Origin of the sequence: Arcanobacterium pinnipediorum (assembly GCF_023973165.1) — a bacterium.
Classification (GTDB): domain Bacteria; phylum Actinomycetota; class Actinomycetes; order Actinomycetales; family Actinomycetaceae; genus Arcanobacterium; species Arcanobacterium pinnipediorum.
In genome coordinates this window covers 21,345-37,261 of record NZ_CP099547.1, presented here as the reverse complement: position 1 = coordinate 37,261, position 15,917 = coordinate 21,345, and the positions used below count along the sequence as shown (strand labels likewise).

Here is a 15,917-nt window from a genome sequence, read left to right as displayed (position 1 = left end):
CACGCTTAGGTGTGCAACACGTACCTGAGAAAGTTACATAGTGGTGTTTACTTGGTGTGTGCCCAATCTTGTGGGTACAAGTTCAACATTGGGTCTTGCGGGCCAACGCCAACAAGATCCTTCTTCCATGCTGAGATTTGTGCTACCGGGTTTGGCATCCACAAAACTGGAAGATCTTCAGCTAGGAAGTCATTGTAGGCTTCGAGTGCGGAGGTGTCTTTAGCACGCAATGTTGCTTCAATGAGCTTGTCCGCCTCTGGGTTGGAGTATGAGCCGAGGTTGACTGGCGCATCGGTTTGGAACAAGCGATCACCGGAGGCGTATACCGGGTAGTACCACGAGGATTGAGATCCGAAGAAGGATAGATCCCAGTCACATGGTTGATCTGGTACACACTTTTGCGAAACTGCAACTGAATCTGGAACTTCTTGAATGTCGAGCTTGATGCCAACTTCAGAGAAGCGGGAGTTGATTTCAGTCATCATACGGGTGGTGGCTGGGAAGCCTGACTGGGAGATCATCTTGAACCGCAGTTCTGCACCCTTGTCTACACCTTCGCCACACTGGTCAGCGCCAGAACCTGGGTTTTCACACACGCTAACATCGCCAGCGTTGATCTTCCAACCGTGGGATTCGAGTAGTTTCTTAGCTCCAGCTGGATCGAACTTGTAGGCACATCCTTCAGTAGAACCAGCAGCGCCAGGCTTTTGTGGAACTGGACCACACGTTGGCGTTGCAGTATCTGCCCACACGGTCTTGGAGATCGATTCTTGATCGATCAACATTTGCATTGCTTGGCGGATGTACTTTTGCTTAAAGATCGGCCCTGACTTGGGGTTGGCGAAGTTGAATGGCATGTAGGTAATTGACCAACCGGCCCACGGCTCTACCGTATAGCCTTGGGATTCAATGGTGGAACGTTGGTTGATCGATCCTGCTGGAATGTAGCCGTAGTCGATACCGCCAGAGCGAAGCACGTTGAACTGAGCGTCGTCGGAGGTAAATGGACGTAAGGTTACTGAATCGAGCTTTGGTTTATCTGTGCCAGTGTAGTTCTTATTTGCTACAAGTTTTACTTCGCCGTTTGGTACGAAGGATTCGAGCTGGAATGGGCCATTGACAACTTTCCATAGCGGGTTGGTTGCATAGGATTGCAGGTCCTTCGAGGCGTCGGTGAGCATAGCGAAAATGGCCTTTGCTCCCTCAACGTCGCGATCGAAATCGCCAATTTCGCCGTCAGGGGAGGTCTTACCCCATACGTGTTGTGGTAGTGGACGAACCGAACCTAGTTGGTTATCAACAAACCAACCTGGGTTGAATGCTTCGGTGGTTGTGAACGAAACGGTGTGGTCGTCAATGATCTTGAATTCAGCAACGTTATCTGGGAAGTTGCCCTTGCGGTATCCAGACCATTCTTCCTTGTTCGCGTTGAGGATGTTCCACCAGAATTCAACGTCACGAGTGGTGACTTCTTCACCGTCAGACCACTTCGATGGCTTCATCTTCAATTCGTAAGTCAAACCATCTTCGGATACTTTTGGTTCTTCTGCTAACGAACGATCATCGAGATTGAATTGGTTATCGGCATCGAGTTTGTACTCGTAGAAGCCCTTGTAGAGCATACTAATGAAAATACCGTTTTCACCTTGAGTTTTGCCGGGTGCGGAAATTGGGAAGATCCATGTCGGGGTACGCAGAGCCACCGTGACATCTCCACCTTCTTGGACTTCTCCGGTTGGCTGAGCGTTGCCGTTATCTGGCTTGTTATCAGCAGGCTGGCCAGAACACGACGCCATCATGAGCATCGCGCTGGCAAAAGCAGCGATTTTAGCTACTTTCGATAATGGTCGCATGATTGTCTCTCCTCGTTGAGAAATATGTAGGCGGGCTCTCCAACCGCCTGTGATCTACACAATACCACCTGTCTATCGACTTCGTAGACTTTTTACAAAAACTTCCCAAACTTTGTCAACTTAGGCTAGGCTTGGAGTGCACAATGAGGTGTCTGCTTCACTATTCACAGCAAGAAAACGGGGCGAATGTCTTGGAAAGTATCACGCTAACGGCAGCAACAACTAGCCATTCAACGTCGTCAACTGATGGAACTAATGCTACCGATACAACGATTTTGAATGAACTGCTCCACGGCCCACTATCTCGAACGGACCTCATCAACAAAACACACTTCCCACGATCAACAGTTCACGCGAGCGTGCGGCGCCTCCTCGAACAACACGACATCGAAGAATACAGTCTCGCCTCATCAACAGGCGGACGCCGCGCAGCACTCTTGCGCATCTCGCCACTCCACGATGTCGCCGACGTCGTCGAACTCGGATCACACCACGCTCGGCTGGGAATCGCCAAACTCACCGGAGAAGTTATCGCCACCGCCGATATCCCACTATCTATTGACGATGGCCCCGAAGCGATCGTGACACTATTACACACCACGTGGAAAAAGCTCCACCACGATAATCCCACCCTGCCTATGGCATCTATTGTGGGCGTGGCAGTGCCTGGCCCAGTAGATACGCAAGGCGTCATCGTCGGTGCAGCCCGTATGCCCGGCTGGAATCGTACACATCTTACCGAACTGATCGAAAAAGTAACTGGACTGCCCGCCGTCGTCGAAAATGATGCTCGCGCCGGCGCCGTCGGAGAATGGATGAAACGCGCAGAAACCACCGAATCTTCGATCTATATCAAGGTCGGTTCTGGCATAGGCGCTAGTTGGATCGCTGACGGCATCGTCTTTCGCGGGCACCAAGGATTCGGCGGAGAACTCACCCATACCCGAGTCCAATCCCCCAACCCAACCATCTGCAGTTGCGGAAACACCGGCTGCCTAGAAACCGTAGCCTCCGGCGCAGCAATGCTACGCCACCTAGCTAGCATTGACTCTCCCATCACCACAGTTAATGAACTCATCGAGGCCACACAAAACGGTGATATGACCGCCGCATCATTGGTACGCAACGCCGGCGGATATATCGGCGAAGCCCTCTCTGGCCTCGTGAACTTCCTTAATCCGCAACATATTATTATCGGCGGATCACTATCCCAAGCACGCACCTTAATTGCCGGAATTCGCTCCGAGCTCTATCAACGATGCCTACCGATGTCTACCGCAAACCTCACCGTAGATACCGCAATTTCTGGCCAAGATGCACCGCTGATCGGAATGGCCATTCTTGCCCGCCAAGCCAAAACACATCTACCTCATCCATAATCCGGCTCAGTCAAACGTGTTCATATCAAAGGAGATGACACCTATGCGAATCGCTATCTGCGGTATTCACATCGAATCCTCAACATTTACCCCATACCTCTCAGTCGAATCTGACTTTACCGTGCGCCGCGGGGAAGAACTTCTCAAACGCTATCCGTTCATTACCGAATCCGATATTCCGTTAATGGATCGCGTCCCACAACATCTAGCTGGAAAGGAATGGCAGGTCAGCGGGCATCGTCACTGGACTGAAGGCGTGGAATGGGTACCCATCTTGCATGCTTCAGCTCTACCTGGTGGCCCGATCGATGCTGATGTTTTCACTCAGTGGCGCCGAGAGATTTGCGAACGGCTACCCGAAGCTGGACCACTGGATGCGATTTTCTTCGATATTCACGGCGCGATGAGCGTTCCGGGATTAGACGACGCCGAAGGCTACCTGATAAAAGGGATCCGCTTAGCAATGGGGGACGACATTTTAGTTGGCGCCTGTATGGATTTGCATGGCAACGTCTCCCACGACCTGTTTGCCATGACCGATATTCTTACCTGCTATCGCATGGCACCACACGAAGATGCATGGGTTACTCGCGAGCGCGCTGCGCGCACATTGGTTGAGCGGGTGCGTTCCGGGAAAGGAAAACCTAAGAAGTCTTTAGTGCATGTGCCGATTTTGTTGCCAGGCGAAAAGACCTCGACGCGCATGCAGCCAGCAGCCCGCTTATATGATGAGGTTGCTAAGTTTGGTGACCACACCCCGGGAGTGATTGATGCAAGTTTTTGGATCGGTTTCGCGTGGGCCGATCAGCCGCGGTGTTGTGCAGCTTTTGCTGCCTATGGGGAGGATCAAGAGGTTCTCGACGCCGCCATGTTGCGTATTGCCCGCCAGGCTTGGGATGCTCGCCACGAGTTTGAGTTTGTGGCTCCTGTTGATTCCTTTGAGTCTGCGTTAGATAAAGCGATCGCTTCAGATCAGCGTCCATTCTTTATTTCTGATTCAGGTGATAATCCTGGTGCGGGCGGCGCAGATGATGTCACGGTTGCACTTGCTGAGGTGGTGAGCCGATCTGAAGTGCGTGACGGGAAAGTCAGCGTCATTCTGGCCTCTATTTTCGATCCTGAAACCGTCCAGGTCGCCGCTAGCGCCGGTATTGGTTCCCAGGTCAACGTTTCAGTTGGAGGGAAAATTGATACCCGCGCGCCTGGGCCCGTAGCGCTTAGCGCAGTGGTAGAAAATCTGGTTGATGATCCTGACGGGCTACTAACTGCCGTTTTGCGAGTTGGCGGTTTGCGATTGATTGTTTCGACGCGGCGCAATCAATACACGACGCGAGAGCAGTTCACGCGGTTGGGCTTGGAGCCAGAGACTACCGATATTGTTATTGTGAAGATCGGCTATTTGGAGCCGTATTTGCACGATATTCATGCTGATTGGATTTTGGCGTTGACTCCAGGTGGCGTAGATCAAGATTTGATCCGGTTGGGCCATTCACATATTCAGCGCCCGATGTTCCCGTTTGACGATCCGCACGACGTCGAACTGGTTGCGATTCGTTCATAACACGTGTGAGCGTAGTGGGTTCACCGCACTTGGTAGGTCACTTGATTGACCTACCAAGTGTGCGAGAGCCAAATAGCTGTGGGCTTGTTCGGATATCCGAACAAGCCCACAGCTAGATTATTGCCGTAGCGTCAGAATTACTGACCTAGTTCAATAGGGAATTCCTTTTGGCAATCAATCGCATGCTTGGCAACAATGCTGGTGATCTCTGGTGGCAAATCTTCTGCACCAGCGGCCCCGTTCTTGCTAACAATCTCATCTAGTTCGCGGATCTGCTCATCTGACATTTCGTCCCATGCGCGCCCAACAGAGCATTCAACGAACTCTTCAACATTCTTCTGTGAACGAATCTCATCTGGATAAACGCTCAAGGCACCTTCGATGACCTCGTCGCGCAGAGCTTCCTTATCAATGCTTGGCGAACATCCAACTAAGCCAGCCACTGATACAAGCGCAATGCTCAGGCCTGCAAAAAACTTCTTCATGCGAATCCTTATTATAGAAAGTGAATTTTTCGGTCACTGCCATCCTAACACATCAAAAATGCCTATTCTTAGCCGTCTCCATAACCTTATTCACTTTACATTTCGAAATTGTTACCTCACTTCGACTACCCGATGTAATCTAGGTTCATAACAACCACTTACGTTAGCCCTACTCCATAACCAGGACACACCATGATGAACGAAGCACAACGCGCCTGGCGAAACCAAGAATTCTCCGCCCTCATCGACTTCGCACGCCAGTCACGATGCGAGCACGGTTTTTCTACGATGGACGCCACCGGGAACGCCGACCAAAGCGCTGCCCTGCAACTATGGATCAACTGCCGCATGACGCACGTTTTTTGCTTAGCCGCTTTGGGCGGTGACGCATCAGCACGCGAGTATGCCCAACACGGCATCGATTGTTTACGCAAGTTTTTCTACGACGCCGAGTTCGGTGGATTCTTCACCACCTTGGACTACGGCGGCACTAGCGTCCAAGACGATCGTAAAGCTGGCTATGCTCATGCTTTTGTTCTGCTCGCAGCTAGTTCCGGGATTCAAGCCGGCATCGCGGGGGCAGAGGACGTGTATCAACTGGCTCGCCAGGTGCACGAAACCCATTTTTGGGAACCCGAACATGGTTTGGTCTGCGAATCGTGGGATCGCACGTTTCGCCATAGCGAAGAGTATCGCGGTGCGAACGCTAATATGCATACCCTCGAAGCTGCGCTGGCTGCATGGGATGCCACGGCAGACCCGCGGTGGTTAGAAAAATCCGCCGCTATTGTTTCCTTTATCCTTGCACAGGCGGCACAGATCGGCTGGCGGATCCCGGAGCACTTTGATTCAGCATGGAATCTATTACCGGATTTCAATGTTGATCACCCGGCTGATCCGTTCCGTCCTTACGGGGTAACTCCAGGGCATGGCATTGAATGGGCGCGCCTTGCGTTGCAATTTTGGGCTGGACTTGATCGTCTCGTCGGAGATATTCCGCAAGATCTGCGCGTTTTTGCTGATCAGCTTCCAGAGGTAGCATATTCGCTATTGATCACTGCTTTAGCCGATGGGTGGAACGTTGATGGGAAACCCGGCATTGTTTACACCACTAATTTCGACGGCGAGCCAGTTGTTCACCAGCGAATGCATTGGACCATCTGTGAAGGCTTGAGTGCTACTGCAGCTTTTGCCACCTACGCTGAGCAAGTAGGTGATTTTGAGAAATTGGCGCAGATGGAACACTGGTTTACAACATTTTGCGAATATGCACAAAAATATCTTATCGAAGATCCAGGACGCTGGATTCACGAACTTGATCGAGATAATAGACCCTCTGCAATCACCTGGCCTGGAAAACCCGATATTTACCATGCAGTTCAGGCGATGCTCATGCCCGATCTGCCACTCACACCGTGTTTCGCCGGCGCTTTAGCGCTGGGTGTTCAATAAAATAACTGCCTAGCTAGCGCTGGGCACGCAGCATAAACTTCATCGAGAATGCTAGCCGGTTTCAAACTTTGGCGCAGTTAGAGCTCGTGAAGCCGAGGAGGGTTTGCTCCCGCACGGCTAACCGTTATATCGGCAACCCGCACAGCAAATGTCATGATCTCGATGAGCTCTTCTTTCGAAAGTTGAGACAACGCAGAACGGTTGGCTGCACCCATTAATTCACGCACCGACAACTGGTAAATCACAGCGCCCATAAACGAGTCACCCGCACCAACAGTATCAACCACATCAACTGTGGAATCTGCAGGCACATGGACCACATCACCGCGAGCATTCATCGCAATAACGCCATCTTTTCCAGACGTAATCATCACTAAGAGCGGTCCGTTATCTTCGGTGCGCCCCTCATCAATCCATGCGCGGGCGATCTCAATCATATCTTCGCCACTTAGTTCCGCACGCTCGAATACCAATGCTAAATCTTCATTAGAACATTTCACGATGTCAGCTCGGGCAATCATTTGCCCCATCTGCGTACGTACTGCTGGCATGTCTGCTATCAGTGCAGGACGAATATTGGGATCGAAACTCACCGTCACATCATCGCGATGCTCATCAATGATTCGAGTGATATCGCTAGCACCTGGTTCAATATATGAGGCAATAGAACCCGTATGAACGTGGCGGATATCAGCCATTTGTGGTTGATTGCCAGCCAGATCCCAGGCTATATCGAAGGTGTAAGTACTTCCTCCGGTTTCATCGACAGTTGCGATACTGCTCGCCGTCCGTTCAGAAGGAACGACGACGGTATCAACATTATCCTCAGCAAGCCATTGAGCAATAGCGTGACCATAATCGTCATTACCGAGCATAGTTACAAGACGAGTAGGTTGCCCAAGGCGTTTGATTCCCAAGGCAACATTAGCTGGGCTGCCGCCGGGATGTTGCGCCACACTGCCATCATATCGGCGAATAATATCCATCACTGCTTCGCCAATAACCAAAACACTCATCTCTAGGCCCCTTCGTCTAGATCTCTATGGCTATAGAAACTCAATCTAACACATACGCGCCCGCGGGGTGGATCTACCGCGGTTTTTCAACCAGCTGGCCCTTACGGTTACGTCGGAAACGCGCCCAGGTATCAACTTCACTGCGACGACGACGTGGGCGCCGGCGTCGCCACGGACGAACCGCTGGAACAGACCAACGAATTTTCTTCGACAACGCGATCACGCCGTCAACACCCAGCAAGAAGACTGCCAGCCAGATACCGAGATACGTCCACCACTGCAGCGGATCAATACGTTCGCCCAAAATAATGGCAACGATAATAACAAGCACCGGCTCGACGTACGAGAGTAAGCCAAACATGCCATACGATAGCCATTTAACGGCTAAAACATAAGTAATAACCCCGAAAACAGACAGTGCACCTAGAGCTAACAAAACCACGACGAGCGATAGTGACGAAAATGCGCTCTCAAGCGAATGCTGACTTAACGCAACCCACAACGCCGGCGGTAACGCTAACGTCATTTCCAATGCAAGTGCGCCTACGCCGTCGGTCTCATAATAGCGACGCACCACGAAATATGCCGGATACCCAATGGCGATAAAGGTTGCCACCCAGCCAATTCCACCGGCACGCCACATCTCCCATGCCACGGCAGTTGCGGCAATAACCGTGGAGATAAGCATGAGTCGAGTCATGCGCTCGTGATATAAGAATCGACCCAATACCACCATGACGAGTGGCATAAGGAAATAGCCCATCCCAACATCGAGGGTTTTCCCTGCCTGCGGAGCCCAACCGAACAACCACATTTGGCCGGCGAGCATCGGGGCACAAAAAGCATACGCAATCAGTTTCTTCGGATGTTGGCGTATTTGGCGAATCTCATTGGTAAACCACCAAAACCGTTTCGTCATCACAAGAACGAGAAGTACCCCTGGAACGGTCATCAACATCCGCCATGCCCATAATTCTATTCCGCTAAGGGGAGCTACCAGCGATGAAAGATATGAAAACATCGCGAACGCAACTGAGGACAACAAGGAGATGATAACGCCACGATTAGACATAGGACCACGCAATACTAACAACGAGGTGGAAAAGTGATGGGCAGAATCTGTTATAAGATCCTGCCCATCACTTTAGTCGCTATACCTCGTGACTATCTCAACGAGTGACTGTGAAGTTGCACTATTTACGATCAGCTTTCGCCGTGGCTTTTCCGCCTGTTTTAGCTGCCGCCTTAGCCGCACCTTTAGCGGTTGGATGGGTCATGCGCGAAACTCGTTTCTTAGCTCGTAGGATTTCCTCACGTTCACGCAAGTGCCGGCGTTCTACAGCCAATTGACGGTTGAACTTTTCTTGTTCGCGCTGATCTAGGTAGATCACGTCGTTTCGTAGATCTTTGACGATGGCAAACATCAAGCCAAGCACGATGAAAATGAATGGCGTTGCGGCCACAATGGTCACTGCTTGGATCGAATTCAGCGCTTGATCGCCACCAGAAACGAGCAGAGTCAAACCGATTAATGCCGTGACTAGTCCCCACAAACCCGTCAGCCACGGGGTTGCTGTGGTACGCCCGCCTTGGGATAGTGAACCCATAACGGTAGAGGCTGAATCTGCGGAGGTAATGAAGAAGGTTGCCAGCAAAACAACGGCAATCATACCCATCACGAAACCGCCTGGCATCGAATGGAGTAAGTTAAAGAGCTGGGTTTGAGAAGATCCATCTTCATAAATAGATTGTCCGGTTTGTTCCAAACTAATCGCGGTGCCACCAAAGATAGCGAACCATACGGTAGAAAGACCTGCTGGTACCAGCAACACTCCAGTACAGAATTCACGAATCGTGCGGCCGCGCGAAATACGAGCAATAAACATGCCTACGAATGGGGACCATGAAACCCACCATGCCCAATAGAAGATGGTCCATGATGAGATCCAGTCTCCCGCAGTACCATCAGCAGCCGATGCAGTACGGCCTGCCATCTCAAAGAACTGCGACGCATAAGAGCCCATCGATCCGGGAAGAAGATTGAGCTGGACGATTGTTGGCCCGAAAACAAAGACGAACACTGCCAAGGACGCAGCTAGGATCATATTGACGTTAGATAAGATTCGGATGCCTTTACCTACACCAGACATTGCCGAAAGCAAGAACGCCAACGTCAACACAGAAACAATCGAAATGATCAAGCCTGTTCCAGGATTTTCTACGAACCCAGCGGCCTCAATACCGGCCCGAATTTGCAATGCACCAAGTCCAAGTGAACAAGCTGTTCCGAATACAGTTGCAAAAATCGAGAGGGAATCAATCATTTTTCCTACAAGACCCTGGGCGTGCTTTTCTCCGATCAACGAAGTAAAGGTGGCCGAAATGAGTTGCGGACGCCCGATGCGATAAGTTGAATACGCAATCGCTAGGCCAACAATGGCATACATTGCCCAGGGGTGAAGCGTCCAATGGAACATCGCAGTTGCCATCGCGGTTCCGACTTCGTGAGTATTATGCCCTGGAACGCCGTCTCGATAGAAAGCTAATGGTTCGGAGGCTCCATAGAACATCAAACCAATGCCCATTCCAGCAGCAAACATCATCGAAACCCATGAAGTATTGGAAAACTCGGGTTGTTCATCGGCAGCACCGAGTCGGATCGCGCCAAATTTACTTGCCGCTACGACGATAACGAAAATAACAAAGACTGTTGTAAACAAGACGAATGCCCAGCCTAAATTATTTAAGACCCAGCCAAAGGCCACACTAGATGCTTGGGAGAAGTTCTCCGGTGCTCCTAGGCCCCACGCAACAACAGCCAAAATCAGGATCATCGCTGGAATAACAACCGACCAGGAAATCGAGGTGTCATCTGTTTCTGATGCTAATTCAATAGGCTCTTCTTGGATATCTGCGGCGTTAATATGTTCTTCAACCGAAAGAATGGCGGCTAGTTCCGATGTTGCACTTGACGTTGGATCTAACGGCTTAGATTCAGTTGGCTCGTAGTTATTACTTCCATTGTTCATATCAGTGTCCATGGGCTCATTCTTCCGGATAGTAAAATAATATCCAAGATTTTAATGAAAATATGTCATTTTTTAACGAAAGGTCACACAAATAAAAGCTCTATGTTTGATATGCCAGACATAGAGTAGTGCGGAGTAAAACTCTAAGTTTTACTCCGCACTACCAGGTAAATATCATCGGCTTAGTCGTTGACGATAATGACTCGCAAGTTGCGTGGGCCGTGAACACCATCTACACGCACCAGCTCAATATCAGAGGTTGCTGAAGGTCCAGCAATCCAGGTGATTGGCCGAGTTGGGTGTTCATTTAGCACTGTGACTGCTTGAGAAACTGTTGGATAAACATCCTTGGCATACAGCACGATGACGTGCGTATCGGGAACCAGGGTGATGGCGCGGCGGCCTTGATCTGGTTCACCGTCAAGGATAATTGTTCCAGACATCGAGATCGCAACGCGCGATGCGGTCACAACTGCATCGACCTTGTCTAGATCATAGTTACCCAGGGCCTGTTCGCGAGAATCTTCTTGCACATGGCGGCCCTTACGTCGCGCCGCTTCCTTCCAATCTTGGGCTAGACCACTTGGAACAACAACTTCGGTGACATCGTCAAGGAAGTTATCGATTGCATCTGCGATACCAGCTTCGTTTGTTTTGACGACGACGGCGGTGTAATCTTCGAGCTTTTCGACTAGATCTTCGATTACTTCTGGTGCGCCCGGTGGGAATTGCCCTTCGCGGATATAGTCACGTGGTGGCTCACCGGCTGGTTCCCTTTGGGACAAAGCAAGCGCATCTTCAATGCGTTGCAATATTACTTCACGTGCGCTCACTTCTTGTTCTCCTTCTTTTCTTCAGCAGCTAACCATTCCCGGAAAGTTTGAGCTGGTGGAGCTGGGATATCTCGAACCATCGTCCATCGATTTGCTAATGGAATAGGAACATTGTGAATCTTGCGATTCTTGCCTGCAACAACACGGCCCGCCTTCATGCCTTTAGTTGCGGTAGCCCAACGCTTACCGTCACCCATAATCTTCGATGAGGCCTTCATCGCCACATCCCAAACATCTGGGATGCCCCCACGGTTGGCTTCGGTGATCCGATGGCGTAAATCAACTAAGACTTCTGGGATATTGATCTTGACCGGGCATACCTCGTAGCATGCGCCACACAATGACGACGCATAAGGCAATGTAGCGGCAGGATCGTTATGATCCATTGAGCCTAGAAGTTGCGGGGTGAGAATGGCACCGATTGGGCCAGGATAAACTGAGTTGTAGGCGTGTCCGCCAACGTGTTCATACACTGGGCAGGCATTCATACATGCTGCGCACCGGATACAGTGCAATGCTTGGCGGCCAACCTCATCAGCCAACACTTTCGTACGGCCGTTATCTAACAAGATGAGGTGGAATTCTTGTGGACCATCACCTGGGGTCACACCAGTCCACATCGAGGTGTATGGGTTCATCCGCTCACCGGTCGCCGAGCGTGGCAAGAGCTGGGAAAACACTTCGGCATCTTGGAAGGTTGGTACGAGCTTTTCGATACCCACAAGCGAAATCAAGGTTTCGGGAAGAGTTAAACACATTCGGCCGTTGCCTTCAGATTCGTAAACCGAAAGAGTTCCGGTTTCGGCAATCATCATGTTAGAACCCGAAATGGCAACCTTCGTCTTTAAGAACAGTTCACGCAAATGTGCACGTGCAGCCATAGCAAGTACACGCGGCTCAGTTGTTTCGATCGGTTCTTCAAGATCGTCCATCTCCCGGTTGAAAATTTCACGAATCTCAGCGCGGTTACGGTGAATTGCTGGAACAACAATATGCGATGGCATATCTTTGCCCAGCTGGACGATCATTTCTGCCAAGTCAGTTTCGTGAGCAGTAATACCGTGCTTTTCAAGCTCTTCGTTAAGGTTGATCTCCTGGGTGGCCATGGACTTAACTTTGACCACTTCAGTAGTGTTCTTCTCCCGCAAAATGCTGAGAATAATCTCGTTTGCTTCCTTCTTATCCCGAGCCCAGTGGACGATACCGCCTCGCTTGGTGACGTTTTCTTCCAATTGGACCAGCAACTGCGGAAGATTACTCATGGTCTGGTGCTTAATTGCTGAGGCCGCCTCACGTAACGCTTTCCAATCAGGCATTTCAGCAACGCGCATAGCTCGCTTGTTGCGGATCGTCGTCGTCGCGTGGCGTAGATTCTTACGTAGCTGATTATCGCGAAGCGTTACTGCTGCACCGGTAGGGAAGGTTGCTCCCCATTCCAACGTCTGCTCCGGTAGCGGTTGGCCATGAACCCATTGTTCTTGACCATGCTTGCCCAACTTTGCCAAACTGCCTGGCATTCCTAGAAACGTAGCCATTACACACCAGCTTTCGTGGTTGATTCTGGAGCCATCCATGGCTCATTCTTTGTGCCCGCCAAAACTTCAGCGAGGTGCATCGCGCGAATACCAGCGCGGTTTCGAGATAGTCCACCAGCGATATTCATCAAGCATGAATAGTCACCGGCAACCAATACATCAGCCTTAGTTGCGATAATGTTATTCATTTTGTCAGTGAGCATCGACGCCGATGTTTCGTGATTCTTCAATGCGAAGGTGCCACCGAAGCCACAGCACGATTCGGCGCTTGGTAGATCAACAAGTTCCATGCCTTCTACCTTGCGTAACAACTGCAACGGCTTGTCCCCAACTTTGGCAACACGTAGTGAGTGGCAGGTGGGATGGTAGGTGACTCGGTGTGCGAAGTATGCCCCGACGTCGTCGATACCCATCACGTCGATGAGGAACTCGGAGAGTTCATAGGTTTTCTTAGCAATTGCGCTTGCCTTGGTTGCCAGTGCGTCATCGCCTAGTTTGGTGGCAACCATTTCTTGTTGTTCGCGAATCGAACCAGTACATGATCCGGATGGTACAACGATAGCGTCCCATTCGCCGTCGAGAACTGGCTCAAAGGTTTTCACGTGATTCTTAATCAGTGGCATTGCTTCTGGATAGTATCCAGTGTTGACATGCATCTGACCACAGCATGCTTGGCTTTGTGGGAAATCTACTTCAACGCCAAGTCGCTGGAGTAAATGCATGGTTGCCTGCGGTGCCTGCGGGAACATGGCATCTGCAATACAGGTTGCAAATAGTGCTACTTTCATTTCTTTTCTTTCTTATCGGTGCATCATTGGACGTTGAATACTTCATTGAACAATTGGTATGACGCCTTGGGTTGCAAGGAACGTCAATAGGCACAAGACCAGTAGCAGGCCACCAGAGAATGGGGCTGCCTTGCGTAGAATTTCTGCTTCGGATCCAGGCTTGGCGATCGCGGTGGCTGCAATCGCGAGGTTTTGCGGGGAGACGATCTTGCCGATTCCACCACCAATACTGTTGGCGGCAAGAAGGATATGTGGATCGAGGTTTGCTCCAGCAGCAGCAGTGGACTGTAGGGAGGCAAATAGTGCATTGGCTGAGGTTGCAGAACCGGTTACTGCTGTTCCGATCCATCCCAGAATTGGAGAGAGGAATGCGAAGGCGGCTCCGGTTCCAGCCAGTGCGGCGCCGATTGCTGCGGTTTGCCCGGAGAAGTTCATGACGTATGCCAGGGCCATAACTAGGGCGATCGTGGCCAGTGACCAGCGCAGTGTGTAGATCGTGTGGAATAAAACTGCGATGCCACGCGTAAATGAGAACTTAAAACGAGGCGTTGATGCTACCGCGTAGGCGGCAGAGACGATCAGTGCAGTCAAAACGATCATGGTTCCAGGGCTTGCCAGGGTTTGGATGCTCAGAATTGCTGCTGATGATGGTTCGCCGGTGCTTGTTAGTAGGGAACCGTATAGACCCGGCCATTGCACGGCGATCGTTGTTTTGGCAAGAGTTTGGGGAACGTTGATTCCCAAAGTCCACAGCTTGGCGATGGAGAAGATGATGACGACGAGCCAATAGGGCATCAGTGCGAGTGTGATTCGTTTAGCGCTTGGCACTTCTTCGTCACTGACTTCGGAGCGCCATTCTTGTGGGGTGGTTGGGTTGAGAACGACTAGTCCACCGGCGACGACGGCGAAACCCAAAAGCGAGGCGAAGACTGCGGTTAGTTCGTAGGAGACGAAGTGGGCGGCGACGAAGTGACCTAGAGCGGTGACTAGTCCTTGTAGCAGTCCGATATACCACAGTTGGCGTACGCCGCGGATTCCGTCAAGAATAAACAGGAGGAGGAATGGAACTAAAACGATGATCCATGGGGTGATTGAGGATGCGGTATTTGCTACTGCGCCTCCGGTGACGCCACCGATTTTCCCGGCAGTGGTGATCGGGATTGCCATTGCGCCAAAGCCGACGTTAATCGCATTGCCCACCATGGTTACGAGGGCTGCCTTGATTGGGCTAATGCCTAGGGAAACAAGCATCGCCGCTACGATAGCTACGGGCGCTCCGAAACCGGCGAGGCCTTCAAGTAAGCCACAAAAGGAAAAACCGAGTAGGAGTGCTTGGATTCGCATATCGCCTTTACCAACAGCGGAGAAAACTGCACGAACATCATGATCGCGGCCGGAATCGACGGTGAGGTTGTAGAGCCATACTGCAGAGATGACGATGTAGAGAATGGGCATAATGCCAAATGCGATGCCGAAGAGAACTGAGTTCATCGCCATCATCGTTGGCATCTGGAAACCCAGTATCGCTATAACCAAGGCGATTAGGAGGGATCCGAGGGCACACCAGTGTGTTTTCATCTTAAACACACCTAGCATGATGAAGAATGCGACAAGTGGCAAAATGCCTACTATCGCAGATAGGACGGTTGAGTTAGCTATCGCTTGAGTTGAGGGCACGAATGTGCCAATATGCATCGCCGTTGAATACACAAGTTCTCCTGGGACAATCGTAAAATTTACATCTATATTGTGTTGCACCAATACACGAGACACAAACGTTTATTTAGTAAATACCGTCTATTTTCGACATTACAGACAGTGGGTAGAATTTTTTTCGCTATATTCCGCCATTTTTTTAACGTAAGACTTTCCTTGGTTAAATAAAAAACAGGACTTTCATACCTTTCCACACGTCATCAATCTCATTATTCGGCGTGGAATTTGAAACACTCTGTACAAATCCTGAATAATTCTATAATATTTAAC

Annotated in this window: 12 protein-coding genes; 3 read left to right on the top strand and 9 right to left on the bottom strand. The window is 50.7% G+C overall.

The features are described 5' to 3' along the window. Window positions 1-47: 47 nt before the first annotated feature. A complete protein-coding gene (locus NG665_RS00135) occupies window positions 48-1,853 on the bottom strand; it encodes a peptide ABC transporter substrate-binding protein (RefSeq protein WP_252673311.1) in 1,806 nt (601 codons plus the stop codon). A gap of 143 nt (window positions 1,854-1,996) precedes the next feature. On the opposite strand from NG665_RS00135, the gene NG665_RS00130 reads away from it, so the two are divergent. Together NG665_RS00130 and NG665_RS00125 are read left to right on the top strand one after the other, a co-directional pair. Beyond that, on the top strand, window positions 1,997-3,232 hold the full coding sequence (locus NG665_RS00130; protein WP_252673310.1) for an ROK family transcriptional regulator: 1,236 nt from the start codon (window positions 1,997-1,999) through the stop codon (window positions 3,230-3,232). A 34-nt stretch (window positions 3,233-3,266) separates the two neighbouring features. Continuing rightward, a complete protein-coding gene (locus tag NG665_RS00125; protein ID WP_252673309.1) occupies window positions 3,267-4,793 on the top strand; it encodes a M81 family metallopeptidase in 1,527 nt (508 codons plus the stop codon). A gap of 137 nt (window positions 4,794-4,930) precedes the next feature. On the opposite strand, the gene NG665_RS00120 is transcribed toward NG665_RS00125, so the two are convergent. Then, on the bottom strand, window positions 4,931-5,278 hold the full coding sequence (locus tag NG665_RS00120) for a hypothetical protein (protein WP_252673308.1): 348 nt from the start codon (window positions 5,276-5,278) through the stop codon (window positions 4,931-4,933). A 192-nt stretch (window positions 5,279-5,470) separates the two neighbouring features. Between NG665_RS00120 and NG665_RS00115 the strand changes: the two genes are divergently transcribed. Further along, window positions 5,471-6,730 carry an AGE family epimerase/isomerase gene (locus NG665_RS00115; protein WP_252673307.1) on the top strand — a complete coding sequence of 420 codons (1,260 nt, stop codon included), beginning with the start codon at window positions 5,471-5,473 and terminating at the stop codon, window positions 6,728-6,730. 77 nt (window positions 6,731-6,807) lie between these two features. Here NG665_RS00115 and NG665_RS00110 read toward each other — a convergent pair whose 3' ends face one another. The 7 genes from NG665_RS00110 to NG665_RS00080 form a co-directional block, all read right to left on the bottom strand. Beyond that, entirely contained in the window at window positions 6,808-7,746 is a 939-nt protein-coding gene (locus NG665_RS00110; protein ID WP_252673306.1) for a carbohydrate kinase family protein, read from the bottom strand. Between the two features lie 73 nt (window positions 7,747-7,819). After that, on the bottom strand, window positions 7,820-8,818 hold the full coding sequence (rarD, locus tag NG665_RS00105; protein WP_252673305.1) for an EamA family transporter RarD: 999 nt from the start codon (window positions 8,816-8,818) through the stop codon (window positions 7,820-7,822). A gap of 121 nt (window positions 8,819-8,939) precedes the next feature. Continuing rightward, the gene (locus NG665_RS00100) at window positions 8,940-10,787 is read right to left on the bottom strand and encodes a BCCT family transporter (protein WP_252673304.1); all 1,848 of its coding nucleotides are present in this window, start codon (window positions 10,785-10,787) and stop codon (window positions 8,940-8,942) included. Between the two features lie 170 nt (window positions 10,788-10,957). Next, a complete protein-coding gene (locus NG665_RS00095) occupies window positions 10,958-11,608 on the bottom strand; it encodes a LutC/YkgG family protein (RefSeq protein WP_252673303.1) in 651 nt (216 codons plus the stop codon). After that, entirely contained in the window at window positions 11,605-13,143 is a 1,539-nt protein-coding gene (locus NG665_RS00090) for a LutB/LldF family L-lactate oxidation iron-sulfur protein (RefSeq protein ID WP_252673302.1), read from the bottom strand. Before NG665_RS00090 ends, NG665_RS00095 begins: the two co-directional genes overlap by 4 nt. Further along, window positions 13,143-13,931, bottom strand: coding sequence for a (Fe-S)-binding protein (locus NG665_RS00085; RefSeq protein ID WP_252673301.1), 789 nt, complete (start codon window positions 13,929-13,931; stop codon window positions 13,143-13,145). The genes NG665_RS00090 and NG665_RS00085 overlap by 1 nt, the downstream gene beginning before the upstream one ends. 42 nt (window positions 13,932-13,973) lie before the next feature. Further along, complete coding sequence (locus tag NG665_RS00080) at window positions 13,974-15,626, bottom strand: L-lactate permease (RefSeq protein WP_252674115.1); 1,653 nt, start codon at window positions 15,624-15,626, stop codon at window positions 13,974-13,976. Window positions 15,627-15,917 lie beyond the last annotated feature (291 nt).

Bases quoted from the DNA above. Each gene is read 5' to 3' on its own strand.
- NG665_RS00135 (WP_252673311.1), bottom strand. From the start codon at position 1,853: ATGCGACCATTATCGAAAGTAGCTAAAATCGCTGCTTTTGCCAGCGCG.
- NG665_RS00130 (WP_252673310.1), top strand. From the start codon at position 1,997: ATGAGGTGTCTGCTTCACTATTCACAGCAAGAAAACGGGGCGAATGTC.
- NG665_RS00125 (WP_252673309.1), top strand. From the start codon at position 3,267: ATGACACCTATGCGAATCGCTATCTGCGGTATTCACATCGAATCCTCA.
- NG665_RS00120 (WP_252673308.1), bottom strand. From the start codon at position 5,278: ATGAAGAAGTTTTTTGCAGGCCTGAGCATTGCGCTTGTATCAGTGGCT.
- NG665_RS00115 (WP_252673307.1), top strand. From the start codon at position 5,471: ATGATGAACGAAGCACAACGCGCCTGGCGAAACCAAGAATTCTCCGCC.
- NG665_RS00110 (WP_252673306.1), bottom strand. From the start codon at position 7,746: ATGAGTGTTTTGGTTATTGGCGAAGCAGTGATGGATATTATTCGCCGA.
- rarD (WP_252673305.1), bottom strand. From the start codon at position 8,818: ATGTCTAATCGTGGCGTTATCATCTCCTTGTTGTCCTCAGTTGCGTTC.
- NG665_RS00100 (WP_252673304.1), bottom strand. From the start codon at position 10,787: ATGGACACTGATATGAACAATGGAAGTAATAACTACGAGCCAACTGAA.
- NG665_RS00090 (WP_252673302.1), bottom strand. From the start codon at position 13,143: ATGGCTACGTTTCTAGGAATGCCAGGCAGTTTGGCAAAGTTGGGCAAG.
- NG665_RS00085 (WP_252673301.1), bottom strand. From the start codon at position 13,931: ATGAAAGTAGCACTATTTGCAACCTGTATTGCAGATGCCATGTTCCCG.
- NG665_RS00080 (WP_252674115.1), bottom strand. From the start codon at position 15,626: ATGCATATTGGCACATTCGTGCCCTCAACTCAAGCGATAGCTAACTCA.